Here is a 12,493-nt window from a genome sequence, read left to right on the forward strand (position 1 = left end):
AATGTGAAATTAAAATATTATTTTTTTTGATGTTCTACTCCTGTCTTCAAAAAATACCCTGATCAGGAATACTTGACTGCCAGAGTTGATGCCATCAATCTCTAAATCAAATGCTTTTAGTTGCCCAATATTGTAAATGAGCCTCCCTGCCACATCATAAATTGAAACTTGCTCCATAGCGGTCGTAAAAGATTTTAATGTGATAACTTTATTTTTTGAAGTAACTATTAGATTTTCGGGATTATTATCAAATTGAGCATTCCCTAAACTTGCCTTGGCAGTATAGCGAATTATAAAACGATCTACAAAAGTTCCTTTTTCTGTTGAAAATGTATAAGCGCCTTTTTTTAAATTATGCACAATACCAGTCTCTTTATCCTCTAGATAAATATCCTGATCAGCTAAATCGCCATCTGCATGATCAATTGAAATGCTTAAATCTCCGACAATTCCAGACCTATAACCAAGAGGAACTGTATCGCTGAGAAGAAACGGCAGACCACGTGCCTGAATCACAAGTTTCTTTCCTTCGTTAATGCTATAAAAATCTGCATATTTATTTGCATCCACGGAAACAGCATCATAATTAAAATCAAAACCATTAGTTGCTCCTTCTATATAACCAAGTAAAAGCTGCTTAAAAAGCCCTTCATTATTAGTCAGATTAAGCCATACTCGGTGTCTTTCAATTGCGGGAACACTCTTGTAAGGTAATATGGATTGATAACTGTTTTGAAATACAGGCTTGCAAAAAACAGAATGGGCTTTTAGAGAGCTTAATAAGACAAAAGAAATTAAAAGTATAAAATTTGATGAGTATTTTTTTTTCATAACGTAAAATTTAATAAGTAGTAAGTGGGTAAATAAATTTGATGCTCTTTACTCTAAAATAATCTTAAACACTTGATTACGTTTTAGCTAAAATTAGAAGAGTAAATTATAATTTGACAAAAAAAGAAAGGAGGTGAATTTGAATTTACAGCCATAAAAAAGATATTTTATTAGTAAGTTTTAGCACTATGCTTAAAATAAATTTATAACTGAACACTAAAAATTCATTTATATTTATACCTCTAAAAGTTATAAACATCCCACTCACAAGGGAGAACAAGCTGTAAAAACATGCTTTTATAGAAACCGAAACGGAATCAGAAAATTTTCTATAGTTTCAATCACTGGCATGTACGCCAGTAATTGAATTTCTATATCTATTAAGACCGTTAGTTTTTACTATTAACAGCTTTTAGATTATTGATATTGATTCAATTCAATCTCAGAAGGATTAAGTAAAAAGAATCATAAACTTCCCCCAAAAAGCCTATCAACATCTTAAATAGAAGTGTCTTTTATAACAATTGCAAATTTGATTGATTTAGTGGTATAATTACAAGATCACAAGGGAGTAAAATATTCTTAGTAGTTATAATATTTAACTTCAAAGGGGTTTCTTTATGTTTTCATCATAACTGAATGCTGTTCTTCTCTGGCTCATTAGTTTAAATTGTTAATTTTACGGAGCAGTTAACTTGAAAAAAAAACACATAAAAAATATAACCATTTAAAACTATGAAAAATAGATTCGTTCTAATTCTTCTACTGTCTTCTATCTTTTGCTTGGCCCAGAGCTCGCAAGCAGAAAAGATTAATATTAAAAGTTTTATCGATAGTGCGGCCAATAGAATGATTAAAAAACCTCTAATCCATTCTACTTCAATCGCAATAGTTTATAAAGGGAAAGAGTTTATTGGTCATTATGGAGAATTAGAAAAAGGAAAAAATAATTGCCCTAATAATGAAACCATTTATGAAATTGGTTCTTTAAGCAAAACATTTGCCGGAACACTAGCAGCAGAAGCCGTTATTCAAAACAAACTGAATATTGAAGAGGATATCCAGAAATATTTACCCGAAGATTATCCAAATTTAAAGTATGGCAAACAGCCTATTCTTATAAAACACTTACTTTCACATACAAGCGGATTACCCAATATGCTACCATTGGAAGCAAATACAATTCTAGAAAATTTCACCAGCCACGATACTCCAGCAAAAATCAATGAACTTTATAAAAACTATAGCGAAAAAGATTTTTTAAGAGATCTTCATAAAGTCAAAATTGATTCGGTTCCAGGTTATAAATATCAGTATTCAAGTGCAGGCAGCCAACTTATAGCTTTTGTTTTAGAAAAAATTTATAAAACAAAGTACGAAAAGCTATTAACAGATTACCTGATAAAAAATATGGCCATGCAGAACACCAAAATCAGTCTTTCTGCTCAGGAAGCCAAAAAACTTGCTGTAGGCTATCACAGTGACAACCCTGTAATCACGACGCCGATGCCAGAATTACCGTGGGGTGCGTCTGGTAATATGAAATCAACAATACCTGATATGGCTAAATATATTAAGTATCAGTTGAAAAATAATAAAGTTGTTGCCGAATCACATCAACCAATTGTAAAATTTGACAAGGAGTTTAGTATTGGTTATTTCTGGAATATCCCCACAGATGACAAAGAACTGGGAACCTTTTACCTTCATCATGGCGGAGTGCCACGTTCTCAATGTTATTTTTATATAGTTCCGAAATATGATTTAGGCGCATTTATTATCACGAATCAAAGTGGTAACGACACAGCCAGAATTATGGAAGAGACATTAAATGAAATATTCGAAAAAATAAAAGCAACTGAAAAAAATAGCTAAAATTAGTACTGCTTTAATATCTTATTTAAAAAGCCCATTTCTTTTGAAATGGGCTTTTTTATGATTTTGTGTGAGACTTAATTAAATATTTATTTCAACAATATCCTCTCAGTAATTGCTTTGTTCGAAGAAGTCTCAATTCCGGTAACTTCGGCATACTTTACATTTGGAAGCCAAAAAGAACCTCCTTCAATACGCACAAATATTTTTTCTACTTGTATTTTTTTCTGATTTACACTTACAAAAACATGATATTTTTGATCTGAATCTATCTTTTTCAAAGTTAACGGCAACTTTTTATACGATACAAATTGAAGCTCAAATTCCTCATTATTCAAGACTTTGCTTTCTATTCCGTAAGCAAATTTGCGTTGTATATAATTAAAGTCTTTCTTCTCTCCTTTCTCGGCATATCGAATCCAATACCCTTTTATCGGATTCTCTTTATCTATTTTTCCATTTTCTTGGTAGTTTATGGCATAAATAGCGGTGTTTATATTAGGGTCTCGCTGAATGTAAAATAGCATATTATCTACGTTTTTAGGCGTGGGAAAATTTAATGGCGAAGGATTTTTAGCTTGTGCCGATAGATTTTCGGAGATTATATTGACTAAGATCGTTACAACGATTAGTGATTTTGTAAAATATTTAAATGATAATTTATTCATGATGAAATTTTTATATAATCCATTATTTAACACATAGAAACATAGATTTACGAAACATAAAAAGGCGTTTCACTTGTTTAAAATAAACATAATTCGCTATGTGTTAGAAACTGGTTTCTTTTAGTCTTCTTCTTTACACAAATAAAAACTATGTTTCTAGCCTGCACTGAGTGGAGTCAAAGTGTGTTAAAAAAATATATCGAAGAGTTTATTTATATTCTAGTTTGATTCGATTGCTTCCTGTTCTTTCTTTATTTTAAAAACCCAATATTTTATCAGCGGGTAATTAAATCCATAAGAAACAAAACTGTCGGTGATTAATCTTCCGATTCGGTAATCAATTTGAAATACTTTTTGCAAAATAAGCGTACCAAATGACTTTAAAGAAATGCTTCCTAATACAACCAACGCAAATTTAAAAAGCTGACTATTAATGCGGCTACTATAACCACATTGATTTTTAAACACCCAAAATCTATTGATGCTGAAATTGATAATTGCGCCAATGGTTCCGGAGATTAAAATAGAGAAGGTAAAATGCAGCTTACATACTTCTGTTAATAGAATCATTAAGCCATAATCGGTAATACCACCTAAAAATGCCGCAACTTGAGCCTGCAAAAAAGTGACAATAGCTTTCTTCTTGAACATTTCAGCCTTGGTTTTTATCTTTTAAATCACCCAACTTTAAGAGTTTCAAGCTGTCTATTGTATTAATTATAAATAACGCAATGGTGATTAAGCCTGCCAAATAAGTTATAGATCCAGGAAATAAAACTTCTGTAATTAAAATTAAAGCAATAATAAATCGAAGCTCTGTTGGACCGACTAAGCCAGAATCTATACTGTATTGATCTGTAATTTTGTAGCGTAACTGACTGATTATAATCGACCAGCCATACAATGCAACAAAAGCAAAGGCTAATACTTGTGTGCCATTTTCAGCATAAATGTAGTAGCCAAAGCCTATAAGTACAATACCGATCCAATCGGCGATAATATCGAGTGCAAAACCATACCAACGTCGCGGAATATTTCTATAATAAGCTAATCTTCCATCTAAAGAATCACCTAACCAATTTATAGCCAATCCGATAATCCCTAAAAGCAAATACCAATTGGCTGAATAAGTTCCTAAAACAAAAGCTAAAAAAACGAATCCCGAACCAAGCGTTCCAAGTAAAGTAAGCAAGTTGGGCGAAATGAATTTAGGCACTTTTGGAAGCAAAAATACAATCGTTAACTGTTCTGCTCTTTTTAAAATATTAGTTCGCTTGCGGTCCGAAAATGTTCTTTGCGCAATTGTACTATACTCCTCCACCTGTATTTCTTTTCCCATTATTAGCCCAATATTTGTAACCCTGACAGGATTGCCAATTCTACTTTTGCAATTTTCAATTTGATTTTTCTTTGCTTGATTTTAAAAAAATCGGAGGCACTTTTTAGTTTACCTGATCTAACCAGATAACTAAATGCGAGAACAATCAGCATAATTATTTAACAATACCTGCAAAACGTTGATAGAAAACCGTTGGACTGTTCTCGTTTTTAGGAGCATATTTCCCTGCTATAATCGGAATATAAATAACCCTTCTTCTACTCTCTTCGCCACGAATAGAGGATTGCGCCACTCTGTGCCACAAACGCCCATCGTGAATAGTCAAATCTCCAGCTTCCGGATTGATAGAAACTTCCTCTGGATCGGCTTGATGATCTAAAAAGTATTTTTTACGAAAAAGCATTTGATAAATACTTTGCTTGTGTGTACCTGGAATGATTTTAAGACCGCCATTTTCAGGTTTTAAAGTACTTAAATGAATACCCACATTTAGCATCGGGTTTAATTTTCCACCATAAAAAATATCTCTTAAACCGTCTGTGTGCCAGCCCATTTTAGTAAACTTACTTTCTGGCCCGTTGATATAATGGTTAAAAACCATTCCGTCTTTTTCTTCAGTTCCTAATCTAGCTCCATCGCCTGCCAATTGCAGTAAACTGTTAAATCTCGGATCAAGCAAAAGACCGCTTAAGGTTTGATGATGTTGATTGATAAAAGCAAAACGTTGTACTATAGCAGAACTATCTAAATCTTTTCCATATTTAATTGGAACGCCGTTTATTTTTTTAATGTCATTTTCAATCCATTTTTGCTCCACTTGTTTGAAAGCATCAATGATGGATGAAACCGTTTTCGGATTTATGAATTTTTTGAAATGGATAAAACCATGTTCGTTAAAAAAGTTTATTTGCTCATTAGTTAATTGCTCAGTAAGGGTGAAGGTTTTATAAGAAGATCCCATGATAATATAGATTTAATAAATGAAATAATAGTGTTTATAATTTTGTCTAAAAGATTGCAGCAACAACAACAGCACATTCGCATGTTTGCTTGCATTCGACCTTTAGGAAAATTAAACGTATTTTTTCTTTTACCTGACATACTCTATAGAATTAGTAGAATTTAATACAAACATAATATATATTTTTTCTTTTGCAAAGAATATTTTTATATTTTTTCGAAAAAAAATTAGATTTTATAAATCCCAGCTGCCGTTTTTTCGATAAAAGCCTTTGGCAGTATGCGGTTGGCATAAACCGAAATGATATTGGTAAACCCCGGAATAACTTCAGATTTTTTGCTAAACATGGCTTTTACAGCCATTTTTGCCACTTCATCGGGCTGCATATTAAACTTTTCTGCCATTTTATTTAAAGCGCTTAAACCAGCTCTTGCAGCAAAACCAGTATCAACTGGACCTGGACTAAAACAGGTTACCGAAATTGAGATTTGAGCCAATTCGAAACGCAAGGCACGGGTAAACGATAGAACGAAAGCCTTTGTAGCGGAATAAACCGCAAGCGTAGGCACAGCTTGATAGGCAGCGGTACTCGATATATTTAAAATGTAGCCTTGTTTTTGTTTTGAAAGTATGGGAACTAATAAATGCGAAAGCTCTACCACTACATTCATGTTGAGCTGCATCATGCCAAGCTGATCGCTTAGAGCAGACTGACTAAAATTGCCCCACACGCCATAACCAGCATTATTAACTAGAATTCCAAGTGGGTAATTATTACTTTTTATCCAATCGGTTACTTTTTGTGATGCGCCATTTGTTGAAAGATCAATCGATAAAATAAAAGCATTGATACGGAATTTATCTTGAAGATCATTAGATAATGCTTTTAATTCCTCGTCACTTCTTGCCACAAGCAATAGCGGATAACCCTGTTTAGCCAATTCATAAGCAATAGATTTTCCAATGCCTTTGCTGGCGCCCGTTATTAAGGCATACGGTTTCGTTTTTTCGCTCATTTTCTTCATTTAAATTACTCAAATATAAAAATTAATTATAAACCGCTGGATAAGCAACATCCATAATAGTTATCCCTAACCCTATTCGCTGGCACTGATTTCGCCCAATACGCCAACAAGATATTCAAACCGATTCTGAATAAATTCTAATAATCAAGCGCACTTAAACTATTGAAAATAGTATAGTTAAAAAAAACAGTATTTTTATAGTAACATATAATTGAAGTTTATGAAATTGGAAGAAGAAAAAAATCAAGACAAAGTTACACTTCAGAAAGCTCAAATCAAGCCTTTCCTGACAGTGAATGACGGATTAAAAGCGGTTAAATTTTATACTGACGCTTTTGGCGCTGTTGAATCTAAAAGATTTGAAGCGGATAACAATAAAATATCTTCTGTATTGCAAATTGAAGGCGCCGAATTTTATCTTAGTGACGAGACACCCTGTGATGGCAGTGAAAATCCAGCATTTAACACACTAATCAGAATAATTTTAGAAACTAAAAATGCAGACCAAATATTTGAAAATGTACTAAAATTTGGTGCAATACAGATTTGCCCCATGGTAACCGAAGAAGACTGGAGAATTGGAAAGCTAAAAGATCCTTTTGGGCATATATGGGAGATTGGCTATGAATTATAAGAAAATAATAGCAATTGAGAATACTACCCAAAATGAGTTAAAGAAAAGTTATAATTCAAACAACTGTATTTAAATGAATATTTTTTCATTTAACTTTACTGTATGAGACCATTAGATCCGGATAAAAGAGAGAAAATTTTGAAATCTGTATATGTACTTACAGGCAAACAGGGATTAGCAAGCGTTACCATTTCTGGTATAAGTAAAACCGCCGAAGTTGCTGCAGGAACACTTTACATTTACTTTAAAAACAAAGAAGAGGTAGTACAATTGGCCTATGCCGCTGTAGAGGATAAAATGACCCAGGCCATGTATCGGGACTTTGACATTAATTTACCCGTAAGGCAATCACTTAAGAAGATTTACATCAATATGCTTAACTACAGGCTAAATCATTATGATGAAACCGTATTTATCGACCAGTATCAGCAGTCGGGTTACATACAGCTCAATTTCTCCAAACAACTGGCTGAGTATGAAAAACAGAATAAACCTCTTTATGATCTTTTAGGAAAAGGACAGCGAGAAGGAATCATAAAAGCACTAGATGCCATTATACTCATCAGCTTTTTTGATGGTGCGGTACGCTCCTGCTCTACAGGCATCATCCAAAAGTTATTTCCATTAAGCCAGCAGCTCATCGATGACTGCTTTGATTTGGTCTGGAGAGGTATAAGCTAGCATTTTTTTAAATTTTAAATGAATAATTTTTCAATTAACATATTTTAATACTATATATCATGAGCATTTTTAAAGACAAAACAATTATCATTACTGGAGCAGCTATGGGGCTCGGACTAGCAGCAAGTAAAGCAGTAGCAGTAAAAGGAGCCAATCTGTCAATTGTAGATTACAATGCCGAAGCACTAGAAAAAGCAAAAGCAGAAATCCATTCAGTTGCTCCAAATGCAAAAATCATAACCATAATCGCTGACGTTTCAGACGAACAGGCTGTCAAAAATTATGTAGACAAAACAGTTCAAGAGTTTGGCCGTATCGATGGATTCTACAATAATGCTGGTATCGAAGGAAAACAGGCTTCAATAGTGGATTATGACATCAATATATTTAAAAAAGTAATTGACATCAATCTTATGGGTGTCTATTACGGACTAAAATATGTGATTCCGGTAATGCAGAAAAACGGCGGAGGAAAAATTGTAAACGTAGCTTCTGTAGGCGGAATCAGAGGGGTTGTTAATCAGATGCCTTATGTCGCAAGTAAACATGCCGTTTCGGGTATGACCAAAAATGCAGCAATAGAATATGGTAAAGATGGAATTTATACCAATGCAATCGCGCCTGGAGCTATACTTACTCCAATGGTGGCTGAAGCTTTTAAACAGGTAAACCCTTCCGACCCTAAAGCTGCTGAAACAACATACGCACAAAGAAACCCTACAAGAAGATTAGGGAAACCTGAAGACGTAGGTAACCTTGTTGCATTTCTTCTTAGCGATGAATGCCAATATGTAAACGGACAGACCATTGCTATTGATGGAGGGGAATCAAACCTTTACGGTAATTCTTAAATCAAGATATTTTTATGTAGAAACGGATTGCAGCATAGCCTGTAATCCGTTTTTTTATATTCGCTTTCTAAGTTAAGCCTTCACAAATTCTATTTCTAACGAAATGTTTTTTTTAACAGTAAAAAGTTAATTCGTATTTTTAATGTTAAACAAAATCAATATGAAGCAGCGTAAAATATTTATTTTATTCGTTATATCTATTTTTGTATCCTCGTGTTCAACCGTTTTGAATAGTCCAAAAATTGATTATCTCACCAGTAATTACTGCCAGCCTACCATTGAATATGATTATTCTAAACTCGAAGTTTTCCCGAATAAAACATCTAATAACGACAGTATTCTAAAAGCTAATTTATCGCAGCATGATATCCTGATAAGCAAGGCTATTGGTATTGAATCCTATCTTTCAGAATATCTTCAAACCAAAAAAGACACTTTAAAAAGACTCGTTTTAAAACAAAAAATTACCGATCGTTTAATTCTTACCAGCATAGAGATAAATGCACTGGCATCAGAATTAGATTGTAATGGCGAACGTATCGATAAACTGGCCAATTTTGTAAACGATATCAACAATAAAAAAACCAGAAATCTTACCGTTGCTTCTGTAACTATTGGCGCATTAACTACTGTAGCCACTGTTTTAATAAAAAACAATAATGCCAGTGATATTGTTGGTGTCAGCGGCGGATTAGTGAGTGCCGGTTTAGGAGCGCTGACTATTGCTCCTAAAGGAAAAAAAATCAACTTAAAACTGGAAAGAAATCTGCTGCGAAATATTTGGTTCAATGATAATTCTAACGGCGCATATCCCAATTCTATATGGGTGATTCTAAACGAAAAACAATTTAGTAATTCTGGAAAAAATGATCTGCAGGAAAGTATTAAAAACAGATGGTTGCAATACAATTTTGATGGAAAAATAGATGCTGAAACCGAAAAACTCTTTTTTTATGATGGCGGAATTTACTCCGCAGACGATTTATCTTCGAGAGCCAATATGCTAAATGAATTGCAAGCCACTGTTCGCTCTCTCGAACAAGATTTAAAAAGTTTATCGGTAAGACTTAACAGCATTTAATATATGCTAAAAATTAAAATATCGATCTGCAATTTGATTTTGTAAAGGCCACAAAAAAAACTCTAAATCAATTATTTAGAGTTTTTTTTCAATTGGTTTTCAGACTATTCTTATTTAGCTCCATTCTGGAAACTGTGTTTTGTTTAAATCCAATTTTTCAATTGCTTTCATATCGGCAACATCAAGCTTGAAATCAAATATATTGAGGTTTTCTATAATATGCGCTTTTTGCGAAGATCTCGGAATGCTCACAATACCGCGCTGGTAATGCCATCTCAGACTTACCTGTGCCGTAGTTTTGTCATACTTTTTAGCAATTTGGGTTAATACTGAATTTGTAAAAAGACCATTACGTCCTTCCGCAAAAGGTGCCCAAGCTTCCATTTGTATATTATGCTGTTTTAACACGTTATAATCATTGGTCTGTTGAAAATAGGCATGAGTCTCAATCTGATTTACAGCAGGTTTTACTTCGGCATAAGATAAAAGATCTCTCAGTTGCTCTGGACTAAAGTTACTAATGCCTATCGCTTTGATTTTTCCTGCTTTATAAAGCTCTTCCATTGCCTTCCACGATCCTTTCACATCGCCTCTTGGACGGTGTATTAAGTAAAGATCAAGATATTCAAGACCTAGTTTTGTTAGTGTTTCTTCAAATCCTTTTTTAGCATTTTCATAACCAGCATCATCAACCCATAATTTTGAAGTAACAAAAAGCTGCTTTCTATCCACTCCGCTTTGTTTTATTGCTTTCCCTACTTCTACTTCATTTCCGTATACTTTTGCGGTATCAATAAGACGGTACCCTGCGGCTATGGCTTCGACCACCGATTTCTGACATACATCACCGCTGAGTCCGTATGTTCCAAATCCGAGTAGAGGCATTTTTAAACCGTTATTTAGTTTAACATCTGGAATACCTTTAGCCTCTTTATCCATCAAGACATTTCCAAATAGTTCAGGCATGCCAAACATACCAAGATAAATTCCTGCAGCGGCAAGTTTTACGCCATTTTGTAAAAATCTGCGTCGGTTTATTTCATTTTTCTGGTTTTGAGAATTCAATAGGAGGCCTTGAAAATGGAACTTTTGAAGAATACCTTTTTTTTTCAATTTTTTCAAGTATTCTGATTTTTGCAATTATCATATTTCTACTAAAAGAAACCCTTACTTCTCATCAAGATAAAAATCGTATAATAAGAAACTTAAATATTGTTTTATTGTTACTCTTTATTCCTCTTTTTATATTTATGGTTATTGCAAGCGTTGCAATTATTAATTATTAATATTCGTGAATAATGAAGTATATAAATAATATAGAAGTTAAAAAAAACTCAAAGTCAGAGACATTTGCACAGCATTTTATGAACACTTTGGAAATATGAGTTCATAAAATTTCAGACTTTAAAACTAATACCCATAAAAAAACCAGTGAATTAACTTCACTGGTTTTACAATTATTTTTCATAAATCATCTTCTCTTTTAAGATGACTTCTAGAACGGTTTATTTTGTAATGCCAAACATCATGACCAATTTATCGTTAAGATAAAAATTAAGCGTTTGGTCTGCTACATCAAAACGAAGGTCTTTATTGTTTAAATACGACAGCACTTTTTGCTCTGTTTCATTTCCTTCACCAATACATGCCATTCTTGTAGACGCTACTTTATCAAAAGAAATACGATCACCGTTAGTTTCATAAGTTCCAGAGAAGTTGTTGCAGCCTGTGTTTCCGCTCACTTTCTTTTCTGCTACATTAAACTTAATAGATGCTCTGCCGTAATCCTGTCCAACATTTTCTAGAGCTATTAGTTTCCAGTTATTTTTTTCGATAAAACTCCACAATTGGTCTTGAGTTGGAATAGAAAATTCCATAACCACTTTGTTCTTCGCGTTTTTAAACTGTACAGTATTGTTTTTCTTTACAATTTTGAACTTTTTCTTTGTTATCGCAGTACTAAATTCTTGTTCTAATTTCATGCTTTCGTCGTCGCAAGCCATTAAAGTTCCCATTGGAGAATTGGTCTTAATTTGATTTTTTGAAGAAAGCTTCGTGTATTTTACGTTGAAATTATTACATCCGTTTTTACCGCTTATAGTACCCGTTTCATCGTTAATGGTAATAAATGCTTTTCCGCTATTTATCTTTTTTCCGTTTAACTGGGTTAAAATCATTTTGGTATTGTAAATGCCTTTTTCGGTATTTACAGGCGTTTTCGAAATAATACTTTTCAGTTTATACTGGTAGGAAGAAGCATCCGCCGGAATAGGTTCTGGTCTTTTGGTTCTGGTTACCATTATCTCATATCGATTTCCTTTTTCAAAATTAAAACCTTCAATATGATCATAAAAAAGTTGCCATTCTTTGTCCTTATCATACTTCACTTGCAGACATTCCATAGGACCAACACCTTGACATGGCACTTTACTTTCTTTTACAAACATTTTTAAACTTTCCTGACCGTATGTAAATGCTGATACTAATACTACCACAAAAACATACATACATTTAAATCTTTTCATCATTTTAATTTTTTAGAATACC

13 protein-coding genes are annotated in these 12,493 nt (G+C 33.3%); 5 read left to right on the top strand and 8 right to left on the bottom strand.

Going from position 1 to position 12,493, the window contains the following annotated elements; translation table 11 throughout:
- Positions 1-9: 9 nt before the first annotated feature.
- On the bottom strand, positions 10-831 hold the full coding sequence (locus SOM12_RS12410) for a T9SS C-terminal target domain-containing protein (protein ID WP_320493631.1): 822 nt from the start codon (positions 829-831) through the stop codon (positions 10-12).
- 735 nt (positions 832-1,566) lie between these two features.
- Here SOM12_RS12410 and SOM12_RS12415 point away from each other — a divergent pair.
- A complete protein-coding gene (locus SOM12_RS12415; RefSeq protein ID WP_320493632.1) occupies positions 1,567-2,706 on the top strand; it encodes a serine hydrolase domain-containing protein in 1,140 nt (379 codons plus the stop codon).
- 89 nt (positions 2,707-2,795) lie between these two features.
- On the opposite strand, the gene SOM12_RS12420 is transcribed toward SOM12_RS12415, so the two are convergent.
- The 5 genes from SOM12_RS12420 to SOM12_RS12440 form a co-directional block, all read right to left on the bottom strand.
- Complete coding sequence (locus SOM12_RS12420) at positions 2,796-3,374, bottom strand: DUF4833 domain-containing protein (protein ID WP_095929333.1); 579 nt, start codon at positions 3,372-3,374, stop codon at positions 2,796-2,798.
- 219 nt (positions 3,375-3,593) lie between these two features.
- A complete protein-coding gene (locus SOM12_RS12425; protein ID WP_320493633.1) occupies positions 3,594-4,025 on the bottom strand; it encodes a GtrA family protein in 432 nt (143 codons plus the stop codon).
- A gap of 1 nt (position 4,026) precedes the next feature.
- Complete coding sequence (locus SOM12_RS12430) at positions 4,027-4,713, bottom strand: CDP-alcohol phosphatidyltransferase family protein (RefSeq protein WP_095929210.1); 687 nt, start codon at positions 4,711-4,713, stop codon at positions 4,027-4,029.
- Positions 4,714-4,867: 154 nt separating this feature from the next.
- Positions 4,868-5,674 (bottom strand): phytanoyl-CoA dioxygenase family protein, encoded by an 807-nt coding sequence (locus SOM12_RS12435; protein WP_320493634.1) that lies wholly within the window; start codon positions 5,672-5,674, stop codon positions 4,868-4,870.
- Positions 5,675-5,901: 227 nt separating this feature from the next.
- On the bottom strand, positions 5,902-6,690 hold the full coding sequence (locus SOM12_RS12440; RefSeq protein WP_320493635.1) for an SDR family oxidoreductase: 789 nt from the start codon (positions 6,688-6,690) through the stop codon (positions 5,902-5,904).
- A gap of 229 nt (positions 6,691-6,919) precedes the next feature.
- Here SOM12_RS12440 and SOM12_RS12445 point away from each other — a divergent pair, with 229 nt between their 5' ends.
- The 4 genes from SOM12_RS12445 to SOM12_RS12460 all read left to right on the top strand — a co-directional run bounded on the left by SOM12_RS12445 (position 6,920) and on the right by SOM12_RS12460 (position 9,946).
- Positions 6,920-7,333, top strand: coding sequence for a VOC family protein (locus SOM12_RS12445; RefSeq protein WP_095929207.1), 414 nt, complete (start codon positions 6,920-6,922; stop codon positions 7,331-7,333).
- Between the two features lie 102 nt (positions 7,334-7,435).
- Positions 7,436-8,014: a TetR/AcrR family transcriptional regulator gene (locus SOM12_RS12450; protein WP_095929206.1), complete on the top strand. Its 579-nt coding sequence runs from the start codon at positions 7,436-7,438 to the stop codon at positions 8,012-8,014.
- Between the two features lie 59 nt (positions 8,015-8,073).
- Positions 8,074-8,865, top strand: a complete 792-nt coding sequence (locus tag SOM12_RS12455) for a glucose 1-dehydrogenase (protein WP_095929205.1) — start codon at positions 8,074-8,076, stop codon at positions 8,863-8,865.
- 160 nt (positions 8,866-9,025) lie between these two features.
- Positions 9,026-9,946: a hypothetical protein gene (locus tag SOM12_RS12460; RefSeq protein ID WP_320493636.1), complete on the top strand. Its 921-nt coding sequence runs from the start codon at positions 9,026-9,028 to the stop codon at positions 9,944-9,946.
- Between the two features lie 114 nt (positions 9,947-10,060).
- Here SOM12_RS12460 and SOM12_RS12465 read toward each other — a convergent pair whose 3' ends face one another.
- On the bottom strand, positions 10,061-11,068 hold the full coding sequence (locus SOM12_RS12465; RefSeq protein WP_320493637.1) for an aldo/keto reductase: 1,008 nt from the start codon (positions 11,066-11,068) through the stop codon (positions 10,061-10,063).
- Between the two features lie 383 nt (positions 11,069-11,451).
- Positions 11,452-12,474, bottom strand: a complete 1,023-nt coding sequence (locus tag SOM12_RS12470) for an META domain-containing protein (protein WP_320493638.1) — start codon at positions 12,472-12,474, stop codon at positions 11,452-11,454.
- Positions 12,475-12,493: the final 19 nt, after the last annotated feature.

Source organism: Flavobacterium sp. CFBP9031, assembly GCF_034044945.1.
In the GTDB taxonomy this organism is placed as follows: Bacteria; Bacteroidota; Bacteroidia; order Flavobacteriales; family Flavobacteriaceae; genus Flavobacterium.

Coding starts and splice junctions, on each gene's coding strand:
- SOM12_RS12410 (WP_320493631.1), bottom strand. CDS start 831: ATGAAAAAAAAATACTCATCAAATTTTATACTTTTAATTTCTTTTGTC.
- SOM12_RS12415 (WP_320493632.1), top strand. CDS start 1,567: ATGAAAAATAGATTCGTTCTAATTCTTCTACTGTCTTCTATCTTTTGC.
- SOM12_RS12420 (WP_095929333.1), bottom strand. CDS start 3,374: ATGAATAAATTATCATTTAAATATTTTACAAAATCACTAATCGTTGTA.
- SOM12_RS12425 (WP_320493633.1), bottom strand. CDS start 4,025: ATGTTCAAGAAGAAAGCTATTGTCACTTTTTTGCAGGCTCAAGTTGCG.
- SOM12_RS12430 (WP_095929210.1), bottom strand. CDS start 4,713: ATGGGAAAAGAAATACAGGTGGAGGAGTATAGTACAATTGCGCAAAGA.
- SOM12_RS12435 (WP_320493634.1), bottom strand. CDS start 5,674: ATGGGATCTTCTTATAAAACCTTCACCCTTACTGAGCAATTAACTAAT.
- SOM12_RS12440 (WP_320493635.1), bottom strand. CDS start 6,690: ATGAGCGAAAAAACGAAACCGTATGCCTTAATAACGGGCGCCAGCAAA.
- SOM12_RS12445 (WP_095929207.1), top strand. CDS start 6,920: ATGAAATTGGAAGAAGAAAAAAATCAAGACAAAGTTACACTTCAGAAA.
- SOM12_RS12450 (WP_095929206.1), top strand. CDS start 7,436: ATGAGACCATTAGATCCGGATAAAAGAGAGAAAATTTTGAAATCTGTA.
- SOM12_RS12455 (WP_095929205.1), top strand. CDS start 8,074: ATGAGCATTTTTAAAGACAAAACAATTATCATTACTGGAGCAGCTATG.
- SOM12_RS12460 (WP_320493636.1), top strand. CDS start 9,026: ATGAAGCAGCGTAAAATATTTATTTTATTCGTTATATCTATTTTTGTA.
- SOM12_RS12470 (WP_320493638.1), bottom strand. CDS start 12,474: ATGATGAAAAGATTTAAATGTATGTATGTTTTTGTGGTAGTATTAGTA.